16 protein-coding genes and 1 tRNA gene are annotated in these 15,857 nt (G+C 62.3%); 2 read left to right on the top strand and 15 right to left on the bottom strand.

The features are described 5' to 3' along the window. Positions 1-8 precede the first annotated feature (8 nt). From tmk to L1K66_RS10440, 5 genes are read right to left on the bottom strand one after another with little or no spacing between them, the layout of a single operon-like run. Entirely contained in the window at positions 9-653 is a 645-nt protein-coding gene (gene tmk, locus L1K66_RS10460; RefSeq protein WP_252257833.1) for a dTMP kinase, read from the bottom strand. Then, positions 650-1,807 (bottom strand): D-alanyl-D-alanine carboxypeptidase family protein, encoded by a 1,158-nt coding sequence (locus L1K66_RS10455; protein ID WP_252257832.1) that lies wholly within the window; start codon positions 1,805-1,807, stop codon positions 650-652. Before L1K66_RS10455 ends, tmk begins: the two co-directional genes overlap by 4 nt. A 49-nt stretch (positions 1,808-1,856) precedes the next feature. Further along, on the bottom strand, positions 1,857-2,906 hold the full coding sequence (locus L1K66_RS10450) for a lytic murein transglycosylase (RefSeq protein WP_407931944.1): 1,050 nt from the start codon (positions 2,904-2,906) through the stop codon (positions 1,857-1,859). Positions 2,907-2,954: 48 nt separating this feature from the next. Then, positions 2,955-3,686 (bottom strand): sulfotransferase, encoded by a 732-nt coding sequence (locus tag L1K66_RS10445; protein WP_252257831.1) that lies wholly within the window; start codon positions 3,684-3,686, stop codon positions 2,955-2,957. Next, entirely contained in the window at positions 3,683-4,612 is a 930-nt protein-coding gene (locus tag L1K66_RS10440) for an aminotransferase class IV (protein ID WP_252257830.1), read from the bottom strand. Before L1K66_RS10440 ends, L1K66_RS10445 begins: the two co-directional genes overlap by 4 nt. 68 nt (positions 4,613-4,680) lie before the next feature. Between L1K66_RS10440 and L1K66_RS10435 the strand changes: the two genes are divergently transcribed. Next, positions 4,681-4,770, top strand: a tRNA-Ser gene (locus tag L1K66_RS10435). Positions 4,771-4,787: 17 nt separating this feature from the next. Here the strand turns inward: L1K66_RS10435 and L1K66_RS10430 are convergent. The 6 genes from L1K66_RS10430 to L1K66_RS10405 all read right to left on the bottom strand — a co-directional run bounded on the left by L1K66_RS10430 (position 4,788) and on the right by L1K66_RS10405 (position 9,898). After that, positions 4,788-5,645 carry a class I SAM-dependent methyltransferase gene (locus L1K66_RS10430; RefSeq protein WP_252257829.1) on the bottom strand — a complete coding sequence of 286 codons (858 nt, stop codon included), beginning with the start codon at positions 5,643-5,645 and terminating at the stop codon, positions 4,788-4,790. Further along, complete coding sequence (gene lpdA / locus L1K66_RS10425; RefSeq protein ID WP_252257828.1) at positions 5,645-7,057, bottom strand: dihydrolipoyl dehydrogenase; 1,413 nt, start codon at positions 7,055-7,057, stop codon at positions 5,645-5,647. Before lpdA ends, L1K66_RS10430 begins: the two co-directional genes overlap by 1 nt. Positions 7,058-7,236: 179 nt before the next feature. Continuing rightward, positions 7,237-7,614, bottom strand: a complete 378-nt coding sequence (locus L1K66_RS10420; RefSeq protein ID WP_252257827.1) for an acyl-CoA thioesterase — start codon at positions 7,612-7,614, stop codon at positions 7,237-7,239. Continuing rightward, the gene (locus L1K66_RS10415) at positions 7,607-8,020 is read right to left on the bottom strand and encodes a hypothetical protein (RefSeq protein WP_252257826.1); all 414 of its coding nucleotides are present in this window, start codon (positions 8,018-8,020) and stop codon (positions 7,607-7,609) included. Before L1K66_RS10415 ends, L1K66_RS10420 begins: the two co-directional genes overlap by 8 nt. After that, positions 8,017-8,436: a hypothetical protein gene (locus L1K66_RS10410; protein WP_252257825.1), complete on the bottom strand. Its 420-nt coding sequence runs from the start codon at positions 8,434-8,436 to the stop codon at positions 8,017-8,019. Before L1K66_RS10410 ends, L1K66_RS10415 begins: the two co-directional genes overlap by 4 nt. Before the next feature lie 16 nt (positions 8,437-8,452). After that, positions 8,453-9,898 carry a 2-oxo acid dehydrogenase subunit E2 gene (locus tag L1K66_RS10405; RefSeq protein WP_252257824.1) on the bottom strand — a complete coding sequence of 482 codons (1,446 nt, stop codon included), beginning with the start codon at positions 9,896-9,898 and terminating at the stop codon, positions 8,453-8,455. 155 nt (positions 9,899-10,053) lie between these two features. Between L1K66_RS10405 and L1K66_RS10400 the strand changes: the two genes are divergently transcribed. After that, positions 10,054-10,506, top strand: a complete 453-nt coding sequence (locus tag L1K66_RS10400; RefSeq protein WP_034954052.1) for a universal stress protein — start codon at positions 10,054-10,056, stop codon at positions 10,504-10,506. A 9-nt stretch (positions 10,507-10,515) separates the two neighbouring features. Here the strand turns inward: L1K66_RS10400 and rnr are convergent, their stop codons facing one another. Genes rnr through proS form a run of 4 tightly spaced genes read right to left on the bottom strand, consistent with a single transcriptional unit; the run spans position 10,516 to position 15,816 of the window. Continuing rightward, positions 10,516-12,813 (bottom strand): ribonuclease R, encoded by a 2,298-nt coding sequence (gene rnr, locus L1K66_RS10395; protein WP_252257823.1) that lies wholly within the window; start codon positions 12,811-12,813, stop codon positions 10,516-10,518. A gap of 40 nt (positions 12,814-12,853) precedes the next feature. Then, the gene (locus L1K66_RS16500; protein ID WP_330221226.1) at positions 12,854-13,213 is read right to left on the bottom strand and encodes a hypothetical protein; all 360 of its coding nucleotides are present in this window, start codon (positions 13,211-13,213) and stop codon (positions 12,854-12,856) included. Positions 13,214-13,215: 2 nt separating this feature from the next. Beyond that, positions 13,216-14,241: a M28 family peptidase gene (locus tag L1K66_RS10390; protein WP_330221225.1), complete on the bottom strand. Its 1,026-nt coding sequence runs from the start codon at positions 14,239-14,241 to the stop codon at positions 13,216-13,218. A 30-nt stretch (positions 14,242-14,271) separates the two neighbouring features. Then, a complete protein-coding gene (gene proS / locus L1K66_RS10385; protein ID WP_252257822.1) occupies positions 14,272-15,816 on the bottom strand; it encodes a proline--tRNA ligase in 1,545 nt (514 codons plus the stop codon). Positions 15,817-15,857: the final 41 nt, after the last annotated feature.

The raw sequence follows: 15,857 nt of genomic DNA, 5'->3' as shown, positions 1-15,857 counted from the left end.
GATCGGTGTCAGCCCTCACCGATAAAGCGGGTGAGCGCGGCGAGAACCCGTTCATGCACCTGTTCAGGTTCCCCTGTTCCATCGACTATCCTGAAACCATCAGGATCAGCCTCTGCAAGGTCGCGAAAGCTGCGCGCAACGGCCGCGTGATATTCGGGGCTGCGGCCGCCGATAGCATCGCTTTTATCGCCATCACGCGCAATCAGTCGTTGTTCGACGCGTTCGGGATCGACCTCGAGCAGGATCGTCAAGTCAGGGCGCAAACCGTCGCTACCGAATTTGTGCAATTCGCAGATTGCGGCATCGCCCAGCCCCCCTGCCCCGCCCTGATAGGCTCGACTGGAATCGACGAAACGATCGCTTATCACCCATGTGCCGGATGCGAGCGCTGGCCGGATCAGGCGCAAGACATGATCGGAGCGCGCCGCTGCAAACAGCAAGGCCTCGGCCTGCGGCCCCCAACCTTCGCCTGGTGGGTGCAACAACAGGTTCCGGATCGCTTCGGCCCCTTCAGTGCCTCCTGGCTCGCGGGTTACGGTGACACTCTTGCCGATCTTGCGGAGCGCATCTGCGAGCAACCGTGCCTGAGTGGATTTGCCCGTACCCTCGCCACCTTCAAAGGCGATAAAGCGTCCTGTTCCGGTGCCGGTCATGAAAACCATCCCGCAATGCCGTTGAGCATCCGGGCGAATACCCCGGCCTTTTCAACATTGTCTGTCGCGAGCAGGGGAACCCGTGCTGGCTCCATTCCCCGAACCTCGATCACCAGCGTAGCCACCCTGTCACCGGCGGAAAAGGGAGCGCGAAGCGGGCCGTCATAAGAGATTGACATGCTGAGTTCGCCAGACGTACCCCGGGGGACATTGACGTAGACGGTCCGATCGGTCCGCAGTCCTACACGGCGTGCGTCGCCACCTTGCACGCGGGCCTCGCCAATCACCTGCTGTTCGCCGAACACCCGGCGCCGCTCGAACGCGCTGAAACCCCATTCGATGTAGTTGCGTGCAGCCCGGGCGCGCGTACCGCTGCGTTCCACTCCGGCTACTACGAGGACAAGGCGCTGACCGTCGCGTTCTACGCTTCCCAGATATCCAAACCCTGCTTCATTGGTGTAGCCGGTCTTGATCCCGTCCGCACCCTGCGTCCGGCCGATCAAGGGATCATGGTTCGACTGTTCGATGCCGTTAAAGCGAAAGCCCCGCTTTCCGATGTATCGGGCGTAGAGTTCCGGGTGCCTCGTGATCATGGCTCTGGCCAGTTTCACCAGATCGTGCGCCGTGGTGAAGGTTCTTCCTTCGTCCGGCCAGCCGTTTGGAGTCCCGAAGTGGCTTTGGGTCATCCCCAGCCTGCGGGCCTCTTCATTCATTGCCGCTACCCAGGCATCAACCGAACCTGCCTGCCCTTCCGCCAATGCAGCCGCAGCATCATTTGCGGAGACGTTGGCGATACCTGTGAGCATATCGTGCACCGAAACCGGCTCACCCTCGCCGATCCACATGGTCGAGCCTTCGCCGCTCCATTCGCGCCAAGTCTCGTCACGCATCGTAAATGTCTGAGCCGGAACGAGTTTGCCCGCGGCGATCAGCTCGAAGGCGCGAAACAGGGTCATCACCTTGGTGATCGAGGCAGGAACAAAGCGCCTGTCGGCATTGCGCTGATGCAGCACCTGCCCGCTGGTCAGGTCGACAAGAAGCGCGATGGGAACTTCATCTTCGGGAGGCGGCACTGCCGCAGGTTGCGCCTGCGTCGTCGCTGCAAGCAGCAGGGCACTCGCCAACGCCAGCCATTTTGAAAGTCGCTTAAACACAGCAGCGCTATACGCGCGGGATGCCCAAGTTGCGAGGGTGTGAGCCCGCTTAGTTCACGATTTCGTCAGCCAGAAGCCCGACGCTCATCGCGTAATAGTTGGAGCAGTTGTACTCGAGGATCACGCGGTAATTCCCGGTCAACAGCCACGCCGGCTCACCTGGACCATCAGGCTGGAACAGCGACACCAGAGTATCATCAGGCAAAAAGCGTTGCGGCTGCACCCCTAGCGCGCGCCATTCCGCCACAGTCTTCCACTGGCTGTGCCGCTCGTGAACCCTTGGACACACCGGGCCGACTAACTTGGTCTTGTATGCGTCCACATCAAAGCCGCCGGGCACTGCGGCTCTTACTCCCCAAGGCTGCCCTTTGCGCCAGCCCGCATCGCGGAAATAGTTGGCGATTGATGCGAAGGTGTCAGCGCGATTGCTGAAGATGTTGGCTCTGCCGTCTCCATCCCCATCGGTGGCAAGCCGCAGATATACCGAAGGAAGGAACTGCGGATTGCCGAATGCTCCCGCATAGCTGCCAACAAGTTCCTGACGCGAATAGCCCTTGTCCGCCACCTTCATCAGCGCGATCCATTCCCCTGCAAACAGATCGCGGCGCCGACCTTCCCAAGCGAGCGTTGCGAGGCTGCGGGACAAGTCGAAATCGCCGCGAATCCGGCCATAGCTCGTCTCATGCCCGAAGATCGCGACGATGATCTCGCCCGGAACGCCGTATTCGTTCTCGATAGCGCGCAAGAGGCCGCTGTTGCCACGATACACGCTCTGCCCGCCGGCTATGCGCTGTGGGTTGACGTGGGTACGGATATACGGCGCCAGAGCGGGATAACCGCGCGAAGTGGGTTGGCCAGGCTGCCCCCGGTCAAGCCGGATCACCCGGTCATTCGGGGTCAGCCCCGCAGTCATCCGCTTGATCGTTGCCTCGCTTACACCTTCGGCGCGCGCCCGCGCTTTGAGCAATTCCATGTATGCGTCAAAATCGATCCCGTCTGTCGGGCTCGCCTGTGCTTGGGTCGGTGCCGGCATCACGACCGCACCGGTGCCGGCTAAGGCGAGTCCGAGTGCAAGGGGGAACAGGTTTTTGATCAGCATGGCGGCATTATCCGTCAGTTGGTCTGAATTGCAGGTGAGCGGGTATCGTTAAGCCTCAATCGCATGCTGGCGCATGAAGTCATAGTCCCTCCGGCACGCATCAGCCGTTTTCCGATACTCCCCGTCGAGTTCGGGGAGGCCTCCCGGCGGTGATCCGAACCCCGTGGAGGCATTCACCTTGTCATACCAATGCGCTCCCCAAATGCCGTCCGTCGGGTGCGGCCCTGTGGTCCAGCGGAGCATGGCTGCGTCCCACGCAATCCCCAACGCGCCGCAAAGCTTTGTCATCACGGCTTCGGGATTGGCGAGGATCACATCAGAATCGACCACCGGCGGAGCCTTGCCGATCCGGTCCGCCTCACGTTCGAAGTATGCCCGCACCTGAGCAAAGCCGAGCGCTTCGGGTTCACGCAGTTCGTTCTTGTTGCGATAGCTCGCCACCACTCGATCAGGCGCGCGGATCAGGAATGCGTGGATGTGATCCGGCATGTCGCCAATATCCACATGGCCGACCATGTGGTGCGGCATATGCTTTTGGTACCAGATCGGCTTTCCTTCCGGCACTTGGCCGGACTGGGTAGCCAGCACGCTGTCCCAGTCGCAATCCATATCGGCAATCGTTTCCGCGGCCATCGGATGCGGTTCGCCGCTGTGCTTCAGGAAAGCACCGTAGAAAGGTTCGTCGCTGACGGAGCAGTCGGGGCGCGAGCCAAAGCTTCGCATCATCGCGGTGGAGATGTTGCGCGGGCCAGACCACATGGCAATGCGGATCGCGCTCATGCCGCCACATCCCGGTCCATGAGGTCGCGGTAAAGCGACTGCAACCGCTCGACCATAGGGCCACGCGCGGTTGTCAGCTTGCGCCCATCCACCTCCGTCACGGGGACAACACCGGCAAAAGTGCCGGTCACGAATGCCTCATCCGCGCCGTAGACATCGGTGAGGGAGAAGTTCTTCTCGAACACCGGAATGCCCGCTTCGCGGCAGACCTGGATGACGTTCGCACGGGTGATCCCGCCGAGGCAGTAGTCGCCGCTGGAGGTCCAGACCTCGCCTTTGCGCACAATGAAGAAGTGGGTCGAATTGCAGGTGGCAACAAAGCCGTGCGGATCAAGCATCAATGCCTCGTCAGCCCCTGCCTGCGCGGCCTGAATACAGGCGGTGATACAGTTCAGCTTGGAATGGGAATTCAGTTTCTGATCCTGCACCGCCGGATCGCCGCGCCGGACGTGGACCGTGAACAAGCGGATGCCGGTTTCGATCGTTGCTGGCAGCGGTGACTTGTATTCGGGGATGATAACGATCGTGGCGGGCGAGATCACCACGCGTGGGTCCTGATAGGGAGTCGAGCGAATGCCGCGCGTTACCATCAGGCGAATGTGCACGCCGTCCTGATCCCTCATCGCATTGCCATCGATTGTCTCGTCAAGTCTGGAGATCAGTTCCTCGCGCGTCAGGCCGATGTCCATCGCAATCGCCTTCGCCCCTTCGTACAGCCGATCAAGATGCGCATCGAGAAACGCGATCTGCCCGCGATGAACGCGCAAGCCTTCCCATACGCCATCACCCAGCATGAAGCCGCTGTCGAATACCGAAACGCTTGCCTGCGCCCGGGGCACAAGCGTGCCATTGACGTTGATCAGAATCGCTTCGTTGCGGGGATCGGGCGCGTAATCGTGTGTGCCCAGAGCGGTTTGATTTGCCATCAGTCTTCCCTAATCGCTCATCGCATAGTGACAAGCGCGCAAAGCATCGCTAGCGAGCCTTGCTGCGCGGACAGGTGGCAGAGCGGTTGAATGCACCGGTCTTGAAAACCGGCGTGGGTGCAAGCCCACCGTGGGTTCGAATCCCACCCTGTCCGCCACACGATTTGCGCCCGCGTCAGGCAATCGCGCTTACCAGCCACACCTTGCAGCCGAGCATCACGCCCTTATCCGGCTGATAGTGCCTCTCGAATAGCGCAAGCATATCGGCCGATGCCGCTGCACGGATCGCTTCGGGTTGTTCCGCCAGTACCCTCCCGACACCAAGCGAGGACAGCACGAAACGCACAGCCTCCTCAGGCGAAGTCCCCGCGCCGCCGATGGCTTGCAGCCCTTCGTAAGCCTCGACATCCATCATGCCGAAACCGCCAGAGTCGAGCACTTCGGCAAGGTAGCCGAGATCCTCGAACGCGAACGGGCCGGGTGCGCGAGGTTCGGCGGGCGGCACTTCGACATGGGCGCGGACGACGCCCATCATCTCCATCATCCACGCATTGTCGCGCGGCGGCCCCCATACCGCGAGATCTACCCGCCCCTTGGGCTGTAGCATCGCACGGAGGTTGGCGAAGGCGCCATGCGGGTCTTCGAAGAACATCGAGCCGAACCGCGAATGCAGCCTGTCGAAAGGCGCTCCATCTGGCCGCGCAGTTGCCGCATCCGCGCACACGAAGCTTGCATTGGCAACGCCTTCTGCCTTTGCCCGCCGTTCCGCCTCGGCCACAAGCATCGGGGCAATGTCCACGCCGACTGCCTCGCCATCCGGGCCGACCAACCTAGCAATCGCGCGCGTCGTCGCGCCGCCACCCGGGCCGATATCCACGACCCGTTCGCCAGGCGCATAGGCGGCGCGCGCCAGTAGAGCCTCGCCAATCGGCGCGATCATCGCTTCGAACCGGTCGAGATTGGCCAGCCACCGTTCGCCCATCTCGCCTGCCCAGTCTTCGCCCTTGAGCGGCTCCTGCGCTTCAGAACCCATCAGAAGTGGAGCGCCCGGCCGTATGCGTCGAGCACGCTTTCGTGCATCATCTCGGACAAAGTCGGGTGCGGGAACACGGTCTGCATCAATTCTGCCTCGGTTGTCTCCAGCGTCTTGCCTACGGTGTAGCCCTGGATCAGTTCGGTCACTTCCGCGCCGACCATGTGGGCGCCCAGCAGCTCGCCGGTTTTCGCATCGAACACCGTCTTGATGAAGCCTTCCGCTTCACCCAGCGCGATCGCCTTGCCGTTGCCGATGAAGGGGAAGTTGCCGACCCTTACCTCGTAACCGGCATCCTTCGCCTTGGCTTCGGTCAGGCCGACGCTGGCGACTTGCGGATGGCAATAGGTGCAGCCCGGTATCGCTTCGCGATTGAGCGGGTGCGGGTGCACATCCTTGTTGCCCAGTTCTTGCGCAATCGCTTCGGCACAGGTCACACCTTCATGGCTGGCCTTGTGCGCCAGCCACGGGCCGGGCGTGCAATCGCCGATGGCCCACAGCCCCTTGGTCTTGGTGCGGCCATAGGGATCGATCTGGATGAAGCCTCGATCCATGTCCGCCAGCTTGTCGATACCGATGTTCTCGGTGTTGGGGACGATCCCGATAGCGACGATGACATGGCTGAACTCGGTCGTTTCGACCTTGCCTGCCTTGTCCTTGATCTTTGCGGTCACGCCGCTTGCGCCGACCTTCAGGTCTTCGACCCCGGCACCGGTCATGATGCCAATGCCCTGCTTCTTGAGGCTCTTTTCAAGGAAGGTGGACACGTCGGCATCCTCCACCGGCACGATCCGGTCGAGCATTTCCACCACCGTTACATCGACGCCCATGTCGTTGTAGAAGCTTGCGAACTCGATCCCGATTGCGCCCGATCCGATCACCAGCAGCTTCTTGGGCATTTCGGGCGGCACCATCGCATGGCGATAGGTCCATACGCGTTTGCCGTCAGCCGGTGCGAACGGCAGATCACGGGCGCGAGCGCCGGTTGCGACGATCACGTGCTTGGCGGTCAGCTTTTCCTCGCCCTTGTCGCCCTTCACCGTCAGCAAAGTCGGACCTGTCAGCGTGCCCTCGCCCATGTGGACGGTGATCTTGTTCTTCTTCATCAGGTGCCCGATGCCCTGATTGAGCTGCTTTGCCACCCCGCGCGAACGCTTCACGATGGCATCCAGATCAGCCTCGATACTGCCCGCGACCTTCAGGCCATAGGATGCCGCGTGATCCATGTAATGCTTGATCTCGGCCGAACGCAGCAGCGCCTTGGTCGGAATGCAGCCCCAGTTGAGGCATATCCCGCCGAGGTTTTCGCGCTCGACGATGGCGGTTTTCAGGCCCAGCTGCGCACATCGGATCGCGGCGACATAGCCTCCGGGTCCCGAACCCAGCACGATGACGTCGTAAGTGGCTGACATTACTCGATATCCCTCCGTGAAACCCTACAGGATGGAACACATGGAACACTGTCCTGAAGGAAAAAACTCGTCCCCCGCACTATCCCCGCTGGGTGGCGAAGATCAACCGGGAAGCGGTAAAGTTTCATGAGCCATCCCATCGCATTTCGAACGCGAGTAGGACAGCCATTGTTGCAAGGCTATGCGATGGTGCCGTCAACCCGTCGCGGACGGTCGGCATCGTCCAGCAGCACGAATTTGAATGTGCCCCGCGAAACCTTGGTCACGGCCTCTCCATTGCGTTCCCGCCCTTCGCCTTCGGCTAGGATGGTGAGCGAGGTGTTGCCGGTGGCGATCACCTGACAATAGACAGACAGTTCATCCCCCACCTGCATCGCGCCCGGAAAGGTGAAATCGGTCGCGTGGACCACCACCGCCTTGCCCTTCCCCACACGGCTCGCCAGCGCGCCCGCACCCAGCGCCATCTGCGCCATTAGCCACCCGCCGAACACACCGCCATAGGGGTTGAGATCAGTGGGCATCGCGGTGGCGCGGATCATGAGTTGGGGTTCAGTCATGGACGGGCTCCTCCCGGAAACGTTCGACACATAGCCACCAGAGAAGACCGCAAATGAGCCCCATCAAGCCAAGGCCCGCCGTTCCCCGGGGATCAAATCCGCCCGCGAGAAGGATCGACAGCCCGATCCCGACGCAAAGCCCGATAATCGCCAGCCAGAGGCCACGAGGCTGCGGCAGGTGCCCACCGAAAATCAGCATCGGTATCGCCAGAAATGCACCCGCAGGAAGCGCGAAAATGGCGGTGTAAGCAAACACCAGTTTGAACACGGCAGGGCCATCGAACATGCTGTTTTCCGTCCGAAATGCCCATTCGAACGCAGCAAGGAACAGGGCGGCAACGATTGCAATCAGCGGCACGCTGAGCGCAGCCCGCCCGCCAAGGTTCAAGCTATTGGCCTCGTTCATTGCGGGCCGTCCCGCATTGGGCGGATGATCCAGAACCAACCCAGCACACCAAAGGTGACTGCGCAGATGAAAGCGGGCACTCCCAATACGGCAACACCCTCTTCATCGCCAATCACGAAGCTGGCCAGCACCATCATGATCCCTGCAAGAACAACGATCATGGCCAATGTCGCAGGCGAATTCCTAAGGTGCTTACCGGACATCCAGAATACCAGCAGCGCGATGGGCAAGCCAATGGCGAGACTGCCGATCAGCGAGAACAAGAACGTACCCGCGGATGCCTCACCCGCAATCCACTCCATTCCCGGCGCCATTCCCAGATGGATCGTCAGGCCAGCGATGTAGAGCCATGCTGCCACAGCGGCACAGGCGGCAATGACCACACCCTTGCCGACAATCATGAACCAATGGGCCATGGCTAGCGCGGCGATATCAAACCACTAGACCCATCGGGTTTTCGATCAGGCTGCGGAACTGGTCGAGCAGCTTGGCACCGTCCACACCGTCAATCGCGCGGTGATCGAAGCTGCCGGTGACGCTCATAACCGTTGCCACCTGCAATTCGCCATCGACGACATAGGGGCGCTGTTCACCCGCACCCACCGCAAGGATCATCGCCTGCGGCGGGTTGATCACTGCGTCGAACTGCTTGGTACCGAACATGCCGAGGTTCGACAGCGAAGCCGTACCGCCCTGATATTCATGCGGTTGCAGCTTCCCGTCGCGTGCCTTGCCAGCCAGCTCCTTCATCTCGGTCGAGATTTCGGCGAGCCCCTTGCGCCCGGCATCGCGGATGATCGGCGTGATCAGGCCCGTGGGCGCTGCCACCGCCACCGAAATATCGGCGCGGGTGTACTGGTGCATCACATCGCCCTGGAAACTGACGTTGCACTGCGGCTCACGCTGCAAGGCTCGGGCCAGCGCCTTGATGATCAGGTCGTTCACCGACAGCTTTACCCCGTCAGCCTCAAGACTGTCGTTAAGCTGCTTGCGCAGCGCCAGCAGCGGATCGAGCCGGACATCGACGGTGAGGTAGATGTGCGGGATGGTCTGCTTCGCCTCGGTCAGGCGGCGCGCGATGACCTTGCGCACATTGTTGAGCTTGATCGCCTCGAACGGCGCATCGTAATCGTTGGCGGGTGCAGTCGGAGTAGCCGTCGGGGCGCTTGCGGGCGCAGCCGCGCTTGTGGATGGAGCCGGGGCAGCAACGCTCGCCGGATCGAAGTTTTCTACATCGGCTTTCACAATTCGGCCATTGGGGCCGGTTCCCGACACAGCGGAAAGGTCGATGCCTTTCTGTTCGGCGATCCGCTTCGCCAGCGGGGAAGCGATCACCCGGCCGCCACTTGCGGCAGGAGCCGCAGCGGCGGGTGCGGCGGGCGCAGGCGAGGCACTGCCGCCTCCGGCCTCGATCACGGCTTCGACATCGCCCTTGGTAATCTTGCCATTGGGGCCGGTGCCTTCGATGCCACCGAGATCGACCCCGTTGGCTTCAGCCAGCCTGCGTGCCGTGGGCGTAGCGGCGGGGCCGTCATCGCTCGTGGAAGGTGCCGAAGCAGCTGGAGCCTGTGCGGGAGCGGGTGCGGCTGTGGGTGCGGCATCCACTCCGCCCTTGCCCACCGTGTCCACATCTTCGCCCTCTTCAGCGAGAATCGCGATCACCTTGCCGACGGCAACATTTTCCGCACCATCTTCGATCAGGATGGCGGCCAGCGTCCCTTCGTCGACAGCTTCGAACTCCATCGTCGCCTTGTCGGTTTCAATCTCGGCCATGATATCGCCCGAAGAGATCGTGTCTCCGACCTTCACCAGCCATTTGGCCAGGGTGCCTTCCTCCATCGTCGGCGAAAGGGCGGGCATCTTGATTTCAATTGCCATGAGCTGCGCGATACTCCCGTCTGTGCGTGCGATTTGGCTTGTCGGGGCCACGTTTATACAGACCTGCGGCAGGAGCAAGGGTGCAGCGCCGCTTGCTTTTGAATGTTTTTGACAGGATATCTGCGAACGGGTCGAATTAACGGCGAAAGAAGCAGATGCGCACATTCCTCGTGATCATCGATGAAACCGATGAAGCGCGCGCCGCGCTGCGGTTTGCCGCGCGCCGGGCCGTGCAGGTTGGCGGCGCGGTGCATATTCTGGCTCTGGTGCCGCAACAGAACTTCAGCGCGTTCGGCGGGGTTCAGGCGACCATCGAGGAGGAAGCGCGTGATCGGGCGGAAATGCTCGCGCATGGCGTGGCGGGCAATCTGCTGGCCGAAAGCGGCATAATGCCGACGATTTCGGTGAAGATCGGCAATGGCCAGAAAATCGTCAGCGAATTCCTCGAAGGGCACAGCGAAGTGGCAGCATTGGTGCTGGGCGCGGCCAAAGGGACAGCGCCGGGACCGCTGGTGACGTATTTCGCCGCGCAGGCGGGCAATCTGCCCTGTCCGCTATACGTCATTCCGCATGACTATGACGAAAAGGACAGCGATCACGAAGCCTGATCGGCTGCGCTATTTGCGGCGCTCCTGATGGCGGATGTTGCCGGGGCGGCCGCGTTTGCCGACGGTGAATTTCCCCGCCTTCTTCGGCTTGCCGCCCGGCTTGCGATAACGCGGAGCGGGCCGTGCGCCCCTCGGCTCGATCGCATTGCCATCGGCATCCACCGGCACGAACTTCAACGCACCGGTTAGCGCATTCGCCTCCGCCAGCTTCAGCTTTAGCCTGTCGCCTGCCGCATAGGTTGTGCCGGTGTCTTCCCCGATCAGCGCCTGAGCCGCCTCGTCATGGCGGAAATGCTCCGCGCCCAGTGTCGAAACCGGGACCAGCCCGTCCCCGCCCAGCCCGACAATCGTGGCGAAGAAGCCGAAGCCTTGAACCCCAGTGATGCGTGTGTCGAACACCTCGCCTACCCGGCCCGAAAGCCACGCGGCGACATAACGATCGATCGTATCGCGCTCCGCCTCCATCGCGCGCCTTTCGGTCTGGCTGATCGCGTCGGACACTTCCTGCAGGCTCTTGCGGTCCTTGTCCGACAACCCGGTCGTATCGGGCAGCGAACCCGGCGGCTTGGGCTGTTCGAGCTTGTAAGCATCGACCAGCGCGCGGTGCACCAGCAAATCGGCATAGCGGCGGATGGGCGATGTGAAGTGGGCATAGGAGCCCAGCGACAAGCCGAAATGCCCCGCATTGGCCGGCCCATAATAGGCCTGCGTCTGGCTGCGCAGCACCGCTTCCATCACTTGCGCCTTTTCCGCTTCGTCGGTGATGTCTTTCAGCATGCGGTTGAACAGGCCGGGAGTCACGACCTGACCCAGCGCCAGCTTCTTTCCCAGCGTCGCCATGTAATCGCGCAGCGCGATCAGCTTTTCCCGGCTCGGCGGTTCGTGGACGCGATAGACAACGGGGTGGGTCTTTGCCTCCAGCGCACGAGCGGCGGCGACATTGGCGGCGATCATGAAATCTTCGACCACGCGGTGCGCATCGAGCCGTTCGCGAACGGCGATCTCGGCAATCTGCCCTTCCTCGTTCAGCACGACGCGGCGCTCGGGCAGTTCCAGTTCCAACGGATCACGCTTGGCACGCGCTTCGGCCAGCAGCTTCCATGCGCCCCACAGATTGGTCAGGTGTTCGGGAGCATCGCCCGCATCCACCGCAGCCTGAGCATCCTCATAGGCAATATTGTGATGAATGCGCACGATGGCGCGGGTGAAGCCGCGGTTCTCGACCTGCCCTGCGGCGTCGATATGCAGGTGGCACACCATCGCCGCGCGGTCCTCGCCTTCGCGCAAGGAGCAGACATCGGCAGACAGCACCTCGGGCAGCATCGGCACGACGCGATCGGGGAAATAGACCGAATTGCCGCGCTTCCTCGCCTCCCGGTCCAGCGCGGAGCCGGGGCGCACGTAGAATGAGACATCGGCAATCGCGACGACGGCCTTATAGCCGCCCTTGCCATCGGGCTCCGCCCAGATCGCATCATCGTGATCGCGCGCGTCGGCAGGGTCGATGGCGACGATGGGAAGGCTCCGCAGATCCTCGCGCTTGTCCTGCGACAGCTTGAGCCGCACCGCCGCTACGGCTTCTTCGTGCACCGCATCGGAAAAGACATGAGGAATGCCGTGCTTGGCAATCGCAATCAGGCTGAAGCTCTTTGGAGCAAGCGGATCGCCCACCACCTCGACAACCTTGACGCCCGAGCGTTCGGAGCGGCCAGTGCGTTCGGCCAGCACAAGTTGCCCTTCCTCCGCGCCCATCAGGTCGCTGATCGGGGAGGAATTGCGCACCCGTTTGTCCACCGGGGCGAGCCATGCCTTGCCCGATCCGTCAATCTCAACAACCCCCATCAGGCCTTCGGTACGGGCGGGCAGTTTCTTCATCGGATAAGCGACCCATCCGCTCTGCGTTTCCTCGGTGCGGGAAAGGATGCGGTCGCCGCGCTTGAGCGCCGGGGCGCGTTTTCCGCCCTTGCCTTTCAACTCGCGCACGGTCAGGCGCGGCGGCTTTCCCGGCGCATCGGGGGACCAGTTGTCGGGCTCGGCAATCGGTTCGCCATCCTCGATATCGACGACGCGCAGGACGGTGACCTTGGGCAGCCCTCCCATGCGGTGAAACGCGGTTTTCTTGCCGTCGATCAACCCTTCTTCGGCCATGTTCTTGAGCAGCGCCTTGAGCGCGATCTTTTCCTGCGCTTTCAGGCCGAACGCACGCGCGATCTCGCGCTTGCCAGCGGGGATCTCACTGGACTGGATGAAATCGAGGACCTGTTGCTTCGACGGCAAGCCCTGCGGAAGTTTGGGGGATTTTGGCATTGCTGATCCCCTACCCCTTCAACCGCTAGCGTGAAAGTAATTACTCCGGCTGCTCCACCGGTTCGAACGCCCCGCCGGGGACCGCGCTGGATACAGGTGAGCAGTAATCGCCAGCGCAGGCCGAGACGCCGAACAGCCAATCGTCGCCGCGAAGGGGGATGACATCGGTCAGCATGCCGTCCGCCGGGTCGGCCAGTTTGATCCCTTCCCAGCGTTCCCCCCGCGTGCCTTCGGGAAGTTCGCTGCGCCAGTATCCTTCATCTGTGCGGCGCACGAAAAGATCATAACTGTCGGCACCCGGCACTTCGGCCCACTTCACTTCAGTATCCAGCCGCACCGCCGCATCCGCAGTCACGCGTGGCGGCATCGGCGCCATCGCCAGATGGTGCAGCGCGCGCACGTTCAGCGCGCTGGCCGGGTGAGGTAGTCGAAATCAAGCTCGTCCACCGTGTCGCCGTATTTGACCCCGTCCTCGGTCCGCAGGTCCTGATGCTGATGCTCGTAATCTTCGACCGCAACGGTGACGCGCACCGCCGGGTATCCGCGATCAAGGAAGGGGATCTGGTCCCCGCCCCGCCCCATGCGGTCTGTCCGCCAGATTTGCCGCACCTGCATACCGTCGGGATATTGCGCGGCTAGATCGGCAAGCCAGCGCGAGAGGTTGCGGCCCGGGGAATCGTTCTCCCCGCCAAAACGGCGCTGCTGCGCGCGAAGCCTTTCGGTGGAGTCGGCACGCAGCCCCTCGGAAAAGACGCGCACATGCTCCGCATCGCAGAAACCATCCGATCCGCACGAATTGCCGATCATGTCGTTGTTGAGCACGGCCTTCACCGTCATGCCCTGTTCGCCCACCCAATCGGCCAGCAGACCTGCGCCGATCAGCCCCTGCTCCTCGCCCGAAAGCAGGGCGTAGATAATGGTGGAGGGGTATTGCCGCTGCGACAGGATGCGCGCCGCCTCAAGCACCATGACGCTGCCCGATCCATCGTCATTCGCTCCGGGCGCGTCGTCCACTCCGTTCATCACATCGCTGACGCGGCTGTCGTAATGCGCCTGCACGATGATGACTTCATCGGGGCGCTCGGTTCCGCGCTGGATCGCGATTGCATTGCGTACCAATGTAGGCGCGGGAATGCGGCGTCCGTCGGCTTCGACAACGCGGCCCACAGGAAGCACTTCGAGGCAGTCCCCGCACCTGGCCCCGATCCGCCTGAATTCCGCCAGCGCCCAGTCAACCGCCGCGCCGATGCCGCGATCCGGATCGCTCTGGGTCGAAAGTGTGTGGCGTGTGCCAAACCCGACGATGGTGTCCATGTCGGCGCGCAGGCGCTCCTCGGAAACCTCAGGGCCGGGATCGGTCGCCCCCTTGTCCTGAGCGGCAAGCGGGGCGGAGATGAAAGCTGCAAGCAGCGCAATGCGTTTGATCATGCCCCGATGTCGCAGGGAGCGACAGGTAGATCAATAGGCGCGAGCCACCAATATGCGCTCCACCGCAGGTGCGCCGGTGAAGATGCAGGTTCCATCCGCAGGCTCACCATCACGCGGCACGTTGCGGATGGTAAGCTTTTCGCCCTTGAGCTGCTCCACCACCTTTTCCAACGCATCGCCGGTGGGCTTGGCCCACTGCACTTCGACCCAGCCCGGATACTTGCCATTGGAGGCGAAGAAATCGGTGACTTCGCTCCACTGCGTCAGACCGCGTGTGATATTGGCATCGCGCCGTGCGCGGGCCTCTTCGAACAGCCCGGTCTGGATTTCCTCCAGCAGCGCAGCGGCAGCAGCCACGAATTCGTCACGCGGGGTGAAGTGCATGTTGGGCTTGCCATTGTCGGCATTCCACAGGCGATCGCGGCGCAGCATGGCGACCTTGCCTTCTTCCATGTCGCGCGGGCCGACCTCGATGATGACAGGCGCGCCCTTGCGAACCCAGTCCCACCGCTTGGCGGTTGCCTTGCCGGGGGTCTTGTCGAACAGAACGCGCAGCTTTTCGCCCATGCTCCATTGATCGGCCAGAGCGGCGCGCAATTCCTCGCAATAGGCGATAACGGCATCGTCTTCAGGCTTGTCGCGCAGCATCGGCAGGATCACGATCTGGTGCGGAGCAATGCGGGGCGGGACGCGCAGGCCGTCATCATCGCCATGCGTCATCACTACGCCGCCGATCATGCGGGTCGAAGTGCCCCAGCTGGTCGTGTGGCAATATTGCTGGGTGCCTTCGCTGTCCTGATACTGGATGCCCGCAGCTTTCGCGAAATTGGTGCCGAGATAGTGCGACGTTCCGGCCTGAAGCGCCTTGCCGTCCTGCATCATCGCTTCGATTGACCATGTTTCGTCCGCGCCGGGGAACCGCTCGTTCTCAGGCTTTTCACCCGCGATCACGGGCATGGCGAGGTCTTCTTCGACACAGGCGCGATACATTTCCAGCGCGCGGTGCGTTTCCTCCAGTGCCTCCTCGCGCGTGGCGTGGGCGGTGTGCCCTTCCTGCCAAAGGAATTCACTGGTGCGCAGGAACATCCGGGTGCGCATTTCCCAGCGCACGACATTGGCCCACTGGTTGAGCATCAGCGGCAGGTCGCGCCAGCTCTGTACCCAGCGCGCCATGGCATCGCCGATGATCGTTTCTGAAGTCGGGCGGACAACCAGCGGCTCTTCCAGCTTCGCCTCGGGATCGGGGATCAAACCGCCCTTCCCGTCTGCGATCAGACGGTGGTGGGTGACAACCGCCATCTCCTTGGCAAAGCCTTCGACATGCGCGGCCTCGCGCTCGAAATTGGCGAGCGGGATGAACAGCGGGAAATAGGCGTTGGAAACACCGGCGGCCTTGATCCGGTCATCCATCAGGCGCTGCACGCGCTCCCAGATGCCGTAGCCCCACGGCTTGATCACCATGCACCCGCGCACGCCCGATTCCTCGGCGAGGTCGGCTGCAGCGATGACTTCCTGATACCACTTGGCGAAATCGTCTTCGCGCTTCACGTTGAGCGCGTGGCGAATGTTTGACACGGGTAGTTCCTGCTTTGGGGCTTGATCTGATGCAGGCGCAA

It is taken from the genome of Erythrobacter aurantius, assembly GCF_023823125.1.
GTDB lineage: Bacteria > Pseudomonadota > Alphaproteobacteria > Sphingomonadales > Sphingomonadaceae > Erythrobacter > Erythrobacter aurantius.
This window is presented reverse-complemented; position numbering and strand designations above follow the sequence as displayed.